The sequence below is a fragment of the Lacibacter sp. genome, assembly GCF_035299325.1.
Lineage (GTDB): Bacteria > Bacteroidota > Bacteroidia > Chitinophagales > Chitinophagaceae > Lacibacter.
In genome coordinates this window covers 25,348-41,071 of sequence record NZ_DATGWT010000040.1, presented here as the reverse complement: position 1 = coordinate 41,071, position 15,724 = coordinate 25,348, and the positions used below count along the sequence as shown (strand labels likewise).

The 15,724-nt window shown below is 40.5% G+C and carries 17 protein-coding genes; 10 read left to right on the top strand and 7 right to left on the bottom strand.

Annotated elements, in window-relative coordinates; translation table 11 throughout:
* Nucleotides 1-2 precede the first annotated feature (2 nt).
* Nucleotides 3-641 carry a hypothetical protein gene (locus VK159_RS20840; RefSeq protein WP_324232106.1) on the top strand — a complete coding sequence of 213 codons (639 nt, stop codon included), beginning with the start codon at nucleotides 3-5 and terminating at the stop codon, nucleotides 639-641.
* 3 nt (nucleotides 642-644) lie between these two features.
* Nucleotides 645-1,571: a class I SAM-dependent methyltransferase gene (locus VK159_RS20835; RefSeq protein ID WP_324232105.1), complete on the top strand. Its 927-nt coding sequence runs from the start codon at nucleotides 645-647 to the stop codon at nucleotides 1,569-1,571.
* Nucleotides 1,572-1,632: 61 nt separating this feature from the next.
* Here VK159_RS20835 and VK159_RS20830 read toward each other — a convergent pair whose 3' ends face one another.
* Complete coding sequence (locus tag VK159_RS20830; RefSeq protein ID WP_324232104.1) at nucleotides 1,633-2,919, bottom strand: hemolysin family protein; 1,287 nt, start codon at nucleotides 2,917-2,919, stop codon at nucleotides 1,633-1,635.
* Between the two features lie 65 nt (nucleotides 2,920-2,984).
* Complete coding sequence (locus VK159_RS20825) at nucleotides 2,985-3,536, bottom strand: phosphatase PAP2 family protein (protein ID WP_324232103.1); 552 nt, start codon at nucleotides 3,534-3,536, stop codon at nucleotides 2,985-2,987.
* 108 nt (nucleotides 3,537-3,644) lie between these two features.
* On the opposite strand from VK159_RS20825, the gene VK159_RS20820 reads away from it, so the two are divergent.
* Nucleotides 3,645-5,624, top strand: coding sequence for an LTA synthase family protein (locus VK159_RS20820; protein ID WP_324232102.1), 1,980 nt, complete (start codon nucleotides 3,645-3,647; stop codon nucleotides 5,622-5,624).
* Nucleotides 5,625-5,627: 3 nt separating this feature from the next.
* On the opposite strand, the gene VK159_RS20815 is transcribed toward VK159_RS20820, so the two are convergent.
* Together VK159_RS20815 and VK159_RS20810 are read right to left on the bottom strand one after the other, a co-directional pair.
* Nucleotides 5,628-6,389, bottom strand: coding sequence for a class I SAM-dependent methyltransferase (locus tag VK159_RS20815; protein WP_324232101.1), 762 nt, complete (start codon nucleotides 6,387-6,389; stop codon nucleotides 5,628-5,630).
* Nucleotides 6,390-6,412: 23 nt separating this feature from the next.
* A complete protein-coding gene (locus tag VK159_RS20810) occupies nucleotides 6,413-7,111 on the bottom strand; it encodes a rhodanese-like domain-containing protein (RefSeq protein WP_324232100.1) in 699 nt (232 codons plus the stop codon).
* Nucleotides 7,112-7,190: 79 nt separating this feature from the next.
* Here VK159_RS20810 and VK159_RS20805 point away from each other — a divergent pair, with 79 nt between their 5' ends.
* A complete protein-coding gene (locus tag VK159_RS20805; protein WP_324232099.1) occupies nucleotides 7,191-7,703 on the top strand; it encodes a GtrA family protein in 513 nt (170 codons plus the stop codon).
* A gap of 104 nt (nucleotides 7,704-7,807) precedes the next feature.
* Here the strand turns inward: VK159_RS20805 and VK159_RS20800 are convergent, their stop codons facing one another.
* Nucleotides 7,808-8,278, bottom strand: a complete 471-nt coding sequence (locus VK159_RS20800) for a DUF456 domain-containing protein (protein ID WP_324232098.1) — start codon at nucleotides 8,276-8,278, stop codon at nucleotides 7,808-7,810.
* 209 nt (nucleotides 8,279-8,487) lie between these two features.
* On the opposite strand from VK159_RS20800, the gene fbp reads away from it, so the two are divergent.
* The 6 genes from fbp to VK159_RS20770 all read left to right on the top strand — a co-directional run bounded on the left by fbp (nucleotide 8,488) and on the right by VK159_RS20770 (nucleotide 12,763).
* Nucleotides 8,488-9,495 carry a class 1 fructose-bisphosphatase gene (gene fbp / locus VK159_RS20795; RefSeq protein WP_324232097.1) on the top strand — a complete coding sequence of 336 codons (1,008 nt, stop codon included), beginning with the start codon at nucleotides 8,488-8,490 and terminating at the stop codon, nucleotides 9,493-9,495.
* Nucleotides 9,495-9,962: a GNAT family N-acetyltransferase gene (locus tag VK159_RS20790; protein ID WP_324232096.1), complete on the top strand. Its 468-nt coding sequence runs from the start codon at nucleotides 9,495-9,497 to the stop codon at nucleotides 9,960-9,962. The genes fbp and VK159_RS20790 overlap by 1 nt, the downstream gene beginning before the upstream one ends.
* A 23-nt stretch (nucleotides 9,963-9,985) precedes the next feature.
* Nucleotides 9,986-10,747, top strand: a complete 762-nt coding sequence (locus tag VK159_RS20785; RefSeq protein ID WP_324232095.1) for an ABC transporter ATP-binding protein — start codon at nucleotides 9,986-9,988, stop codon at nucleotides 10,745-10,747.
* A 20-nt stretch (nucleotides 10,748-10,767) separates the two neighbouring features.
* Nucleotides 10,768-11,523, top strand: coding sequence for an FKBP-type peptidyl-prolyl cis-trans isomerase (locus VK159_RS20780; protein WP_324232094.1), 756 nt, complete (start codon nucleotides 10,768-10,770; stop codon nucleotides 11,521-11,523).
* A gap of 79 nt (nucleotides 11,524-11,602) precedes the next feature.
* Nucleotides 11,603-12,124 (top strand): YfiT family bacillithiol transferase, encoded by a 522-nt coding sequence (locus tag VK159_RS20775; RefSeq protein ID WP_324232093.1) that lies wholly within the window; start codon nucleotides 11,603-11,605, stop codon nucleotides 12,122-12,124.
* 90 nt (nucleotides 12,125-12,214) lie between these two features.
* Nucleotides 12,215-12,763 carry an NUDIX hydrolase gene (locus VK159_RS20770; RefSeq protein ID WP_324232092.1) on the top strand — a complete coding sequence of 183 codons (549 nt, stop codon included), beginning with the start codon at nucleotides 12,215-12,217 and terminating at the stop codon, nucleotides 12,761-12,763.
* Between the two features lie 77 nt (nucleotides 12,764-12,840).
* Here VK159_RS20770 and VK159_RS20765 read toward each other — a convergent pair whose 3' ends face one another.
* A complete protein-coding gene (locus VK159_RS20765) occupies nucleotides 12,841-14,145 on the bottom strand; it encodes a folylpolyglutamate synthase/dihydrofolate synthase family protein (protein ID WP_324232091.1) in 1,305 nt (434 codons plus the stop codon).
* Nucleotides 14,146-14,181: 36 nt separating this feature from the next.
* Nucleotides 14,182-15,522, bottom strand: a complete 1,341-nt coding sequence (locus tag VK159_RS20760) for a HAMP domain-containing sensor histidine kinase (protein ID WP_324232090.1) — start codon at nucleotides 15,520-15,522, stop codon at nucleotides 14,182-14,184.
* Nucleotides 15,523-15,724 lie beyond the last annotated feature (202 nt).

Sequence of the window (15,724 nt, the reverse complement as noted above, 5' to 3'; positions counted from 1 at the left end):
GTATGGTTGATCTGGTATTACGCTATCTTTCTTTTCAAAAAAAGGTTTCTTTACAGGGAATCGGGACCTTCTCGGTTGAGCACCTGCCTGCACGACTTGATTTCCCAAACCGGCTGTTGTATGCCCCTGAATTTATACTGCATTACTCGTCTTCGGGTACCGGAGCCGATGAGCAATTTGAGCATTGGCTTCAACAAGAGCTGAATGTGGGCAGGGAAGAAGTAAAAACTTTACAACAAAACCTTTCTGCTGAATTTCAACGTACATTATCTGAAAAAGGGGAAATGACCTTGAAAGGCCTTGGCGTTTTTACAAAAGATGAACAGAAACTGCTTCATTTTTCTTCGCTTTTTGAGACGGTTAAGGGAAATCCCGTAACTGCAGAAAAGATCATACGTAAGAATACTTCGCATTCTATACTGGTAGGTGAGCAGGAAAAAACAAGTGCGGAGATGACGGAATTACTGACGGGTAATAAGAGGAAACCCCTCAATCTTTGGTGGATGATTGCGCTGGCATTGTTCTTGTCGGCTTTAATAAGTATTTTGCTATTCGCTAATTATTCACCGCAATGGAGCACACAGGGAAATAACCAGAAGCTGAAGCTGAACGAGGCGCCGCCATTGCATAAAATTCAATAATCCATGACCCAGAAACGAACTGCACCAATCATGAATCTTCAGCTGATGAGTTATGCCAACTGCCCGGTCTGTAAAAATGAATCCATCAAACCAGTTTTAACAGCAAAAGATCATACCGTAAGTGGTGAGACATTCACTATTGCCGAGTGTGGCATGTGTGGGTTACGATATACGTTAAACGCTCCTTCAGAAGAGAAGATCGGCCCATATTATCAATCTTCAGCTTATATCTCGCATAGCAATACAAAAAAAGGGGTGATCAATCTCCTTTATCATATTGCCCGCTTTTTTACCATGATGTCGAAAGAGAAGCTCGTTAAAAAAGCCTCCAAACGACAAGTGGGAATGTTGCTTGATATTGGCAGCGGTACCGGAACTTTTGCGCATACCATGGAAAAAGCCGGCTGGAACGTGGTTGGTCTTGAACCTGATCCGGAAGCAAGGAAACAAGCCATTAAGAAATACAATTGTGATATATATCCTTCAGATGAATTGTTTCGTTTACCGGAACAAACCTATAGCGTTATCACCATGTGGCATGTGCTGGAACATGTGCATCAGTTAGATGAATATGTTGAACGCATGAAAGATTTGTTGGCGCCAACAGGTAAACTCATTATTGCTGTGCCAAATTATACAAGCAAGGATGCTGCGATTTACAAAGAATTCTGGGCAAGCTATGATGTGCCACGCCATCTTTATCATTTCTCTCCCAATTCAATGCGTATGCTCATGAAACGTCATGGTATGCGGGTGATCGGTACAAGACGTATGTGGCTCGATAGCTTTTACATTTCACTGCTCAGTGAAAAATATAAGAAAGGTTTTTTCTTAAAGGGAATCTGGAACGGGCTTGTTTCCAACTTTAAAGCATTACTGCATAAAGAACAATGCAGTTCGCTTGTTTATGTAATTGAGAGGGAAGATTAGAATAGAGAGAGATTAATTGAAAATAAGAATCATTGCCATTACTCTATCACTTAGTCAGCGATTATTCTTCTCCAACACCATCCGGCACGTGAAGTAATACTTTATCTATGCGGTGACCGTCCATGTCGATGATCTCAAACGTAAAACCTTTCCATTCGAATTTTTCACCTGCATGTGGAATGCGTTCCAATTCATGCAAAATGAAACCGGCCAGCGTATCAAATTCCTGCTCACCTTCGTTCATCCATTCTGTTTTCTCAAAACGTGAAAGGAATTTGTAGAACTGTATTTGCGCATCAACAAGATAGCTGCCATCATCCCGCTTTATAATTTCATAGTCATCTTGGTGCGGCTCCGGTATATCACCTACAATTGCTTCGAGGATATCATTGAGTGTGATCATGCCTTGCACACTTCCGTATTCATCCACAATAAAAGCGCTGTGGATCTTTCCCTGTTTAAATCTTTCCAATACCTGGTAGGCTGAATTATTTTCGGGAACAAACAACGCAGGTTTCATCAAATCTTTAAATAACGTAAAATCATCAGACACATACATGTCTTTAATGGAGACAAAACCTTTGATGTTATCAAGATCGCCATCGCAAATAGGATAGATGGAGTGAGGTTGATTGATGATCTTTTCTTTAATCGACGATTCGTTATCGTTGAGATCGAACCACAGAATATCGTTGCGATGTGTCATTAAAGAAGTGATATTGCGGTCGCCTAAATGAAATACACGCTCAATAATTTCCTGTTCAGCTTCTTCAATCGTTCCCTGTTCAGTTCCTTCACTGATGATGGCTTTGATCTCTTCTTCCGTTACATGGTTATCTGAAACCGTTTTTACATTGAATAAACGGAAGATAAGGTTGGTGCTTTTGTTTAAAAACCAGACCAAGGGGTGAACTGCTTTTGCAAAAAACTTCATAGGCTTGGCAACAGCCATAGCAATTTTTTCTGCATTCATCAGCCCGATTCTTTTGGGAATAAGTTCACCGAGTACGATGGAAAGGATGGTAACAATAACCACTACAATCCCTGTGGCAATTCCTTCTGCATATTCTGCAACCAAAGGAATATTTTCAAAAACCGGTGCAAGATCTTTACCGAATTTTTCACCGGAATATACACCCGTAAGGATTGCAATAAGGGTAATGCCGATCTGTGCTGCTGATAGAAAAACTTCCGGGTTTTCAGATAGTTCTAATGCTGTCCGGGCACTGCTGCTGCCTTTGGCGGCATACATTTCAAGGCGGGAACGGCGGGCAGAAACCAATGTGATTTCGGCAATTACGAATAAGCTATTGAGAAAAATAAGAACGAGTAGTATAAATATTTCCATTGTAGTCAAAGCGCAAAGATACAATCCTTTGAGTAAGTGCTCTTTTTGTTGAAAATAAGCAACAATCAGTTAACTTGAAGCCCGCCAAATTGTTTGTTGAAAATAATGGCCGTTCTGTGACCAATAAAGACGCCAAGCAAAGCGCCTCCCAGCACATCGAACGGGAAATGAGCGCCAACATATACCTGTGCATAACTTACAAGCAACGCCCATGCAAACACCAGCCATATCCACCGTTTACTGAACTGTTTCATACTCATGAACATAAACATCGCCATTCCAAAATGATTGCTGGCATGTGACGATACAAAACTGTAACTGTAGCTGCAGGGGATGAGCATGCGCACAAGTTCTGAAGCTACTGGATCAGCGCAAGGGCGGGGCCGTTCAACAAGTGCTTTTACAACCTGAGTGCTGATCAGATCAGTAAGTGCAAATGTGGCAAGGAAAAACAGTATCCACCACAAGGCCTTGGTTCTGAAATTTGTTAACACGAATACCAGTAGAAATAAATAAAGCGGCACCCAGAGATACTGATTTCGGATAAAGGGCATTACTGCATCAAATACGTCGTTACTCCATCTGTTATTGATGTAGTAAAAGAGAGAACGGTCCATTTGTAAAACTGACTTCAGCATGGTGAAGCCAAATATAACAAACCGTTTATGGAATAAACCTTTCAACAAAAGAATTCTTTCTACTTTTGCGCATCGCTTAAGGAAACTATGGGTCATCGCTTTCAATTACCACCAACTTCACGTTGGGTGCTTCGCTTGTTTGTCTTCTTCATGTTGCTGTTCAGCATCATGCGTGTGCTTACTTTTTTTTCATTCAGACCCGATGGCGTTTCTTTTTCTGATGCAGTTCCGTCTTTTTTAATGGGGATGCGTTTTGATCTGCGCTGGGTGTGTATTTTGCTTGCACCGTTACTCATTGCCGGAAGCTTCAACCGCTTTTCACCATTTCAGTCTTCAAGAACAAAGCGTTTCTGGATCATATACCTCGTTGTCGTAAGCAGTTTCCTCTTGTTTTTCTTTGGTGCAGATTTCGGGCATTTTGATTACGTGGAAACAAGGCTCAATGCAAGTGCGCTCAACTTTATTGAAGATTTTGCCATATCAATGAGTATGCTCTGGCAATCGTACCCGTTGTTTTGGATATTCCTGTTATTATCGTTGATCATTTATGGCTTGTATAGATTTTTCCAACGAAGTCATTCAAAGGTTCATACCATTAAGCATCCGTTTAAACCAATGCGTACATTCTGGATGATGTTGTTGCTGATCATTGGTGTGGCAGGCAGTAACCCGGCGAAGCCATTAACATGGAAAGATGCATTTAAGCTGGGTGATAATTTTAAAGCTTACCTGGCATTGAATCCGCTGGAGAATTTCTTTACCACACTTCGTTTCCGTAAACCATTTACTGATGATGGAAGTGCAAAGGTTCAGTTTGATGTAATGAAAGAATTGCTGCAACTTCCAAAGGAATCAACCATGCTCAATTTCCAACGCAGGGAAGTATTTGCAGAACCTGCCAAGCCAATGAATGTGGTGCTGGTGATCTGCGAATCGCTGAGTATGTATAAAACAGGATTGAGTGGTAACCCACTTAATACAACACCGTATTTGCAACAGCTGGCTAATGAAGGATTATTGTTTGAAAGATGCTTCTCTCCACATTTTGGAACAGCAAGAGGTGTGTTTGCCTTATTGAGTGGTGTGCCCGATGTACAGTTGAGTAAATTCTCAACGAGAAATATTGAAGCCATTGATCAGCATACGATTCTCAATTCATTTAACAACCATGAAAAGTTTTATTTTATAGGCGGCAACAGTGAGTTTAATAATTTCAAAGGCTTGCTGGTGAATAATGTGAACGGACTTCATCTGTTTGAAGAGGGTATGTACAAAAGTCCGAAGTTTAATGTGTGGGGTATCAGTGACAAAAACCTGTTTAAAGAAGCCAACGAAGTTTTATCACAACAAACAACTCCTTTTTTCAGCATTATACAAACAGCCGATAATCACCGTCCATTTGTTTTACCTGAAGAAGATACAGCTGCTGTTGCAGCTAAGCAGGTTGATGAGCTGCAGTTGAAAAAGTATGGCTTTGATTCGCAGAAAGAAATGGAAGCCTTGTTGTATACCGATTACAGCATTCAACAATTTATGGAGGCTGCGAAGCAACAGCCTTGGTTCAACAATACGTTGTTTGTGTTTATTGGCGATCATGGTGTAAAAGGCAATGCCACGGCACTTTACCCTGATGCATGGACAAAAGAACGTTTGACGGATGAACATGTGCCGTTATTATTTTATGCACCGGGTTTTATTAAACCTGAGAAACGTAAAGAAGTGGTGAGCCAGGTGGATGTGTTGCCGACTATTGCAGGGTTATTGAATCAGCCTTACACAAATACTACTATTGGTCGAGACCTTTTACGAAAACCTGCCGGGAAAGATTTTGCATTTATCATTCATCATGATGAAGCAAAGATCGGCATGGTGAATAATGAGTTTTACTATATCCTTAATATGAATCTGCAAAAGGATACATTGGTGCCTTTGCATTTTAATGCACCATTACTCTCCAAAGAAAAATATGAGCAAACGAAGAAACAAATGGCAGTAGAAACTATTGCTCTCTACGAATCTTCACGCTGGATGTTGTTGAATAATAAGAAGGCGAGTGTGAAGCCGTAATTATTACTTCAGCTTCTTCGCAATAATAATCAAACGTGGTGAATTGTTTACGTGGTAGGGTTCAAAGTGATAATCGCCAAATACTTCCTGCACCTGCAGGTTATAAAATGAGAACATATCGTTGAAATCACCAAGAGAAAACTTGGCTACTTTTTCTGTAAACTCAAGTGGTTCATCAAGGTTGGCTTCATCTTCCACTACGATTTTTTTATAGAAATGCGTTTCATCGAGCCAACGGGTAATGTAGAATGTTACGCCATCTTTCTGAAATTCACTTTTATACTGCAAATGATTTTCTACATAATGAGCGTTAAGATAATCAATTACAAATGTGCCGCCGGGTTTCAATGATTGCGCAATGGTACGGATTGCATTATCATGTTCACGACGTGTACGGAAGAATCCAAAACTTGTGAAGAAGTTGAAGGCGTAGTCGTAATAATTCATGCGAAAAGGCAACCGCATATCATGTACAAAAAACTCAAGCTTATCGGTTTCAAATTGTTTGGCTTCTGCAATGCTGTCTTCGCTGATGTCGATGCCGGTTACAGCATATCCTTTTGAGGCAAGATGAATACTGTGCCTTCCACGACCGCAAGCAACATCCAGCATCATTGAATTGGCAGGTGGGTAAAGTTTTGATAAAAGACGATCGATAAACGCAGCAGCTTCCTGCTCATCACGTTGAAAATATAACTGATGATAGTAAGGTGAATTAAACCAGTTACGATACCATGTCTTCTGATCGGCAGAAAGTGCTTCCATTATTTAATACTTCTCTCTTAAAGTTACTGTTTCTTGCTTGTCCAGATATTGTTTAGTTCTTCGGGAGTAAGAACGCCTTTGTAGCGCCAAACTTCTTCGCCTTTTTTCAAGAGTATAAAGGTTGGCAAACCATCCGCATTGAGTTGTTTCATCAGGTCGGTATGAATACCGCCATCTATTTTAAAAAACGATATTTCTTTGTGCTGCGCCAGGAATTCATTTACAATCGGCTCCATTTTGCGACAGGGCGGGCACCATTCTGCACCAAAATCAACCAATACATATTCTTTACCAGCGATCTGTTGTTGATATTCTGCAAACGTCATTTGTTTTACATCAGCCATTCCTTCAACCGGTTTTCCATTTCTCTTCCAGCCGCTGAAACCGGCTTTTAATTCTACTACCTGCTGAAAGCCGTTTGTTCTTAACCATTCTGCTGCTGCACTGCTGCGTGGGCCACTCAGGCAATAGATGTAAACGGGTTTTTGTTTATCCAGTGCACTGGTACGGTCGGCAAATTCCTGTTGATCATTCCAATTTGCCTGTAATGCTTTTTTAATATGGCCTGTACGGTATTCGCCTGCAGTTCGTACATCCAGCAACTGTACATCTCCTGGTTGCAGACCTTTTTCAAACTCATCCGCCGACACTTCTTTGCCCGTTTGGGCGCCACCGTTACAACTCAGTAATAAAAAGAGTACAGATGCAACAACTAAACGCATATCTTTTTTTTGCAAAGCTACGCTCAAATCAGCGTTTAATCATGAGCAAAAGCTCTTGAATGGAAGCAAGTATAAACTAATGACCAAATCTTTACCTTTGCCGCCTCTTATGATCAATAGTGTTGTTGCTTTTATTCATGCAGTGATCGATTGGTTCTATCCACCATTCAAAAAGTTCATGCCCATGCAAACGTTCAGGTATGCGGCATGTGGCGGCGGAAACACAGTGCTCGATATTCTGTTGTTTTACATCAGCTATAATTTTATTCTCAATAAGGAAATGGTGCATACACCTTTCATGACGGTGAGCCCGCATATTGCAGCGTTCCTGATGTCTTTTGTTGTTACGTTTCCGGTTGGTTTTTTCTTGAGCCGTTATGTGGTGTTTGAAGGAAGTGCGGTTCGTAAGCGGGAGCAGTTGCCAAAATATATGATCGTAGTAGCTGGTGCAATTCTGTTGAATTATTTTTTCCTGAAAATATTTGTGGAGACTTTTCACATGTATGCCACACTGGCGAAGATCTGCACCACGTTTTTTGTAGTGGCATTTAGTTATTTTTCGCAGAAGTATTTTACGTTTAAAGTAAGTTGATAGTTGCCGGGAAGGCGGAAAGTTGTTGTCTGTTCACCTGCAAGGTGACTGTACAATATTTTCAATTCTGCTGTGCAGTCTTTTTTTGGACGAACACACGGGGTTCAAATACTCGTCAAAATATAATACAGCATAAAGAAGCAAATCACGAGTTTCAAAAAGCTGCCTGCAAGAAAACCAACAAACGAACCCAATGCAGCTTTAAATGCAATGTTTGAATTTTGCTGAGCGATCATTTCTCCAATAAATGCACCCACAAACGGACCAATGATGATGCCCCATGGTCCCAGCCAGAAAGCAGCTAAGAAACCTAGCGTACATCCCCAAACGCCATACTTTGTACCACCAAATTTTTTGGTACCCCAAATGGGAATCACATAGTCAAGAACAAGTGATACAACAACAATAGCTGCCCATAACAGGAGAAAGTTGGTGGAGAAAGGTTTATCATCACGAAGTTGCTGTAAAAGCAAGCCCACATAAGCAATTGGCGGGCCGGGTATAAGTGGCAAAATACTTCCTGCAATTGCTGCAATAGCAAGAATAACTCCAATGATGATCCATGTCCATTCCATGAACTAAAGATAAAACCATCCGTTCAAGATGATTGCAGGATTAATTTTTTTTGTTGCCGGTAAGCCACCCCAAAATACAATCGGGTGACTCACCGCATTGCAGTACAAGTGTGCGACGCAAGGAACGATGCCATTTGCCGAACAGCCCGTTCAATCATCTGCCTTAAAACCTTACATTTGCTTACAACGATAACGCTTAAAACAACCTTATGAGTATAGACAGAAGAGTATCGACGCTGGATGAATTTACCATTCAACAGCTACGCAACTTTCCACAGGCAACCGGTGAATTAAGTAGTTTGCTCCGTGATCTTGGTCTTGCAGCGAAACGTGTGAATGTGGAAGTGAATAAAGCAGGATTGGTAGATATTTTAGGCGATCATGGAAGTATTAATGTGCAGGGTGAAGATGTGAAGAAGCTGGACATTTATGCCAACACACAATTTATGAAAGTGTTGCAGCATGGAATCAGTTGTGCAGGTATTGGCAGTGAAGAGATGGATGATATTGTGGTGTTTGATGATGAGATCAGTAACAACGCCAAGTATGTGGTAATGTTTGATCCGCTTGATGGAAGTGGTAATATTGATGTAAACATTTCAATAGGTACAATCTTCAGCGTGTATCGTCGTGTGAGTGAAAGAGGAAAGCCTTGTACTAAAGCAGATTTTCTGCAAAAAGGACGCAACCAGGTAGCAGCAGGTTATATGGTTTACGGCAGCAGTACCATGATGGTGTATGCAACAAGAAGGGGTGTAAACGGTTTTACGTTAGATCCTTCCATTGGTGAATTTTGTTTGAGCCATCCTGATATTAAATGTCCGCCAGATGGAAATATTTATTCTGTAAATCATGGTAACTTTTTCCGTTACGAAAAAGGTGTGCAGGAATACATCAATGCCTGTCAGAAAAAAGATAAATCTAACGGAGGCCCGTACACGCAACGCTATATTGGCAGTATGGTGGCCGATGTGCACAGGAGTTTGATCAAAGGCGGCATCTTTATGTATCCCGGCACAGTTGACCGGCCAAATGGTAAATTGCGGTTGGCTTATGAATGTAATCCTTTTGCATTTATTATGGAAGTTGCAGGAGGAAGAGCAACAGATGGAAAAATTCCTATCCTTGATGTACAGCCAACAGAACTGCATCAACGTGTGCCCATGTTCATTGGCAGTAAGAATATGATGAGTGAACTGGAAAGCTATTATAAGTAATGGTTGAAATTATTTCTTATAGTGCAGAATGGCATGAGGCGTTCAGACAATTAAATCTTGAATGGCTTGATAAATACAACCTGCGTGAAGAAGCCGATATGGTTGTGCTGAATGATCCGCAAGGAATGATATTGGATAAAGGTGGGGTTATTTATTTAGCAAAAGCTGGTGATGAAATTGTAGGAACTGCTGCATTGATCCATGAAGGTCATAATGTTTATGAACTGGCGAAGATGAGTGTTACAGAAGAGTGGCAGGGCAAAGGCATTAGTAAATTGTTATTGGAAACCTGTTTACAAAAAGCAAATGAGCTGGATGCATTTAAGATCGAATTGTTTTCGAATCATCAATTGAAGAATGCATTGAAGCTGTATGAAAAATATGGTTTTGTGTATGTTGAAATGAAAGATTCGCCATTTGAAACAGCCGATATAAAAATGGAACTGAATTTAAAGCACACGAACTAAAGTTTCTCTTACTAAAGAATAAGATGCAGGAAAAAATTATCGAGGTCAGGAATTTGGTGAAGAACTATGGCAGCTTTAAAGCTGTGAAAGGTATCAGCTTTGATGTGTATGAGGGTGAGATATTTGGTTTACTTGGTCCCAACGGTGCAGGTAAATCAACCACACTGGAGATCATTGAAACACTGCGTGAAAAAACAAGCGGCACTGTAACTGTAAATGGATTTGATCTGGATACACAGGCGAATGATATTAAACAGATCATTGGTGTGCAATTGCAAACCTCAGGTTATTATCCGGGCTTAACACTGGTTGAATTGATTCAGCTCTTCAGCGGGTTGTACAACCGCACTGTTGACCCAATGGCCTTGTTGAAAACAGTGAACCTTGAAGAAAAAGCCAAAGCAAAATTTAAAGAGTTGAGCGGTGGACAGAAACAGCGTTTCTCTGTTGCCACCACACTCATTAACGAACCCAAGATTGTTTTTCTTGATGAACCAACAACCGGTCTTGATCCTCAGGCGAGACGGAATCTTTGGGATCTGGTGCGTAACATCCAGGCAAGAGGAACAACTGTGATCATTACTACACATTACATGGACGAAGCTGAATATCTTTGCGACCGTGTTGCCATTATCGACAGTGGCAACATTGTAGCGTTGGATTCGCCTTCAAAACTGATCGATCAATTGCTTGGAACAGGCTTTGAACGGCCAAAACAAATGAAGGCGGCTAATTTAGAAGATGTATTTATTTCATTAACCGGTCATGCCCTGCGTGACGAATAAATTTTTAATCAATTAATCACATGCGTATTCTATCTCTTACAGTTTTATCATTATCCTTTGCTGTTGCAAGTGTTGCACAAGGCACAAAACCACCTGTTAAAAAAACAACTACCACAACAAAGCCAGCAACCAAACCTGCTGCTAAGCCTGCAGCACCCAAGCCATTACTTCGTAACGGACTTGATAGTTTAAGTTATGCCATTGGTTTAAACATTGGCGGTAACATGCAGGCACAGGGCATTGAGAACATGAGCTATGTTGCGTTGAACAAGGGCATAGCTGATGCGTTGAAAAATAATCCATCCCCGTTAATGGATGCTAATACTGCAAATATGACTATACAACAAAAATTACAGGAGTATATGGCGAAGAAGAATGCTGCTGTAAAGGAAGAAGGAAGAAAATTCCTGGCGGAAAACAAAAAGCAACCCGGTGTTGTTGAATTGCCAAGTGGGGTTCAATACAAAATTATCACGCAGGGTACCGGTATTAAACCATTGCTGGAAGATACCATTGTTGCTCATTACAAAGGAACACTGCTTGATGGCAATGTGTTTGATGAATCTTACGGACGTGGACAACCTATTGTTTATCCGTTAAACCAATTAGTTGAAGGCTGGAAACAAACATTGGTGTTGATGCCTGTTGGCAGTAAGTGGCAATTGTTTATTCCAAGTGAGTATGGATATGGTGAGCGTGGCAGCGGAATGATTCCCGGGGGCGCTACGTTGATATTTGAAATGGAATTACTGGATGTAAAGCCAGTGAAGAAATAAACGAAGGTTCATAGTTCATGGTTGATAGCTTTTTGTAAAGCATACACCATGAACTATGAATGATTAACCATCAACTATTATGGACTTACGTTATCCCATTGGCGAATACGAGCCAGCTCCGTTCAGTGAAGCATTGAAAGAAGAGCGTTTGGCTGATATAAAATTTTTACCTGGCTTACTCGAGCAGGCCATTGAAAATTTAGATGAAGCACAGTTAAATACTCCTTATCGTGACGGAGGATGGACGATAAAGCAAGTGGTGCACCATGTAAGTGACAGTCATTTGAATGCATTGAGCAGGTTGAAGTTTACATTAACGGAAGATAATCCGACAGTGATGGGTTATGATGAAGCTAGCTGGGCAGAAACAGCCGAGTACACATTATTACCTGTGAATATATCGCTCACCATGATTCACACCATTCATGCGAAATTGCATGCATTGTTTTCCAGCCTTACTACTGAGCAGTGGAAGAGGACCTACGTTCATTCCCAATCAAAAAAACAATTTGACCTTTGGTATTTACTGGGCATGTATGCATGGCATGGTAAGCATCATGTGGCGCATATTACTTCGTTGAGGGAACGGAAAGGATGGTGACTTACGCTTAACGTTTCAAGTTGAATGTTTAAAGTTGTTTCCAGCATTTACTAAACGTTAAACCTTAAACTTTTCAACTTTAAACATTTTATGAACTGGAAAACGATCTCTTCAAAATATTTATTTCAACGTGATTGGCTTACACTCAGGGAAGATGTGTGTGAACGTCCTGATGGAAAGATCATTGATCCTTACTATGTGTACGAATTTCCGGAATGGGTGGCTGCATTGGCACTTACGAAAGATGGGAAAGTTATCATGGTGCGTCAATACCGTCATGCTTTGGGTGAAACAATTATGGAGTTACCCGGCGGTTGTGTTGATGCATCGGATACTTCTTATGAAGAAGCAATTGCCCGGGAATTGCTTGAAGAAACCGGTTACCGGTTTGATAAAATTGAATATCTCTGCCAAACTTCTGCAAACCCTTCTACGAACAATAATTTACTTCGGGCTTATCTTGCGACAGGTGGTGAAAAAGTAACAGAGCAAAAATTGGATGATGGCGAAGATATAGAAGTGCACCTGCTGAGCATCGACGAAGTAAAACAACTTATCCGAGAAAACAAACTGTTGCAAAGCATGCATACAACAGCATTACTTTATGGCTTGGAAAAGCTTGGGGAGTTGAAATACTAAAGTGATGTCTGATTTCTGATGCAGGATTTATGATTTAGAAGAATAGAAAAGAAATTTCCTTTACTTATTGCCTCTTGTCAATTGCTTATTAAATTCACATCTACTTCTCCGACTAAGAACACACTTCCACAAACTAAGATCAGATCATCTTTCGTTGCATTTTTCAGTGCGTTACTAATTGCACTGTTTACGTTGTCAAAACATTCTCCGAGTAGGTTAAATGCTGATGCTTTTTTTTGCAGATCAGTTTCAGGCAATGCCCTTGGAATGTGTGCTTTGGTAAAATAGTACTGTGCATCTTTTGGTAATAAAGCCAATACCTTTTCGATCTCTTTATCTTTTACCATACCAATCACAATATGCAGCTTGTGGTAACTGCTTTCATTGAGCTGAGCAACAATCTGCTTTACACCATCCTCATTGTGTCCTACATCCATGACAACAGTTGGATGTTCATGAATCACCTCCCAGCGGCCATGCAAACCATTTATTTGTTTACTTGTTGCCAATGCTGTATTCAGATGTTCCTCTGAAATATTCCACCCTTGTTCCTGCAGTTGACGAACTGATGAAAGAACGGTAAGAATATTTTTTGTTTGATAACCGCCGGGCAAATCAAGAGTGTATTGAAAATAACTTTTTGTTGTCTGTTCTTCTACATCAACAATCAACTGATGATTAATTGTCTTTTTACCTTTTACCTTGAATTCATTGTAAGCAAAATGTAGAGGCGCCTGCATGGCATTCGCTTTTTGTTCAAACACCTGTTTTGTTTCAGGCAAGGTTTCTCCAATAACAACAGGGATTTCTTGTTTAATAATCCCTGCTTTTTCATAGGCAATTTTTTCAAGTGAATCGCCAAGTAAATTCATATGATCCCAACCAATGTTGGTGATGATAGATAATTCAGGAGTGATGATGTTGGTACTGTCCAATCTTCCGCCGAGTCCCACTTCAATCACAGCAGTATCAACGTTCTGTTGTTTGAAATATTCAAAGGCCATGGCAACAGTGATCTCAAAAAAGGAAGGTTCAATTTCATCGATCAGTGGCTGCACCCGTTCAGTAAAATCAATTACATATTGCTCGCTGATCATTTCTCCGTTCACTTTAATGCGTTCACGAAAATCGTGCAGGTGAGGAGAGGTGTACAAACCTGTTTTGTAACCGGCGGTTTGTAAAATAGCAGCCAGCATATGACTTACAGAACCTTTGCCATTGGTACCGGCAATATGAATGCTTTTGAAATGATTGTATGGATTATCCAACGCTTCGCATAAGGCAATGGTGTTATGCAGATCTTTCTTAATTGCAGCAGCACCAATACGGCTGAACATGGGAAGCCGTGTAAAGAGATAATCGATCGTCTCCTGGTAAGTCATGTCGCAAAGATAGAAGTTGCATGCACTGTTTGTACATCAGGCACGTGGTAATGTAAAAGCAAATGTGCTGCCTTTACCCAACACGCTTTCTACATGAATATTGCCACCATTTTTCTTGAGAAATTCTTTACAGATCATCAACCCTAAGCCGGTTCCTGATTCATTGGAAGTTCCTTTTGTAGTGAAATGTTCATCGCCAAACAATTTATTCTTTGCTTCTTCGCTCATGCCTGTGCCTGTGTCGCTCACAAGTACTTCTATCAGTTCTTCATCTTCCTTTACATCAATCACTACTTCACCTTCTTTTGGTGTGAATTTAATGGCATTGCTGATGAGGTTACGCAATACTACTTCGATCATTTCTTTATCCGCATAAATATAAACGGGTTTTTCTGCTTTTGTTTTCAGGTAAACCTGTTTGTTTTCTGCCTGCAGACGAACAACCTGTTGTACATCCTGGATGAGTTTGTTTATCTCGATCAGCTGCGGTGATAGTGCTTCACCCTTCATCTGACTCTTGGCCCATTGCAATAGATTCTCCATTAAGTCGGTTGTGTAGTGCAGATCTTTCACCACATCCGGGATCAATACTTTTATTTCTTCAGCGGGCAGATCATATTGCTCCACACTTTTAAATAAGTTACGTAAGCCATAGAGTGGTGTGCGGAGGTCATGAGAGATCACAGAAAATAATTTCGACTTCAGGTTATTTAACTCAGCCAGTTCTTCTTTCTGTTTTTCGATCTCCAATGTATACCGGTAGAGTTCTTCGTTGCTGTTCAATATCTCGGCCTGGTAATCCTTGTTTTCTTTTTTGATAAGGAACAAGCCAATGAATATCAAAGCAACGGAAAGAACATGATTGAATACATAGAACGGATAGTTGATGTCCCGCATTACAAATTCATATTTCTGCTCAACTACAAACACGGCAAAGTAGCAGATGAGTGAAAAGCTGATCGCTAATAATATCAACCGGAGCTTTTGTAAAAAGAAAACGCCGAATACAGCATAGAGGATAAAGAATAATTCAATGCCCACGTCAATACTATCCATGTACACCAATGAAGTAATGGAAGGATACAAAATAAAATACCAGAGCATGGCAAAGTTGTAACGACGGTAATAGTTCGCAATCAATACAACCAAACTAATAAATGCAGGCGCAGCTGCAACAACCCAGGCAATAAGTGGCAAATAACCTTTGTTAAGAATAGCTACTAAAGGAATAATGATCCCTGTAAGTAAACCTATAAAATTAAGTGTGTTGAAAATGCCTAAGCGACGGGCAGCGTAACCATCAAGTTCTTCTGTGTAACCAATCTTTTTGATGCGGCTGATGGCATCAGACAATAACGAAAACCTAATCATCTTCATGATCCTGCGTTTTTAAAGGGAATAGATAATAACTGAGGGTGTTTTGATCAGTGTCAGCTGCTGTTAGGAGAAGTTCGAAGGTTACGGCATAAACATACGTAGGAAACATACGAGGCGGATGTTCTGTTTATCTTTTGTGCGTGAATGGTAAAATGAATGGATGAAGAGACTTGGATCTGGTGCAAAAAGACGGGCTAAAATA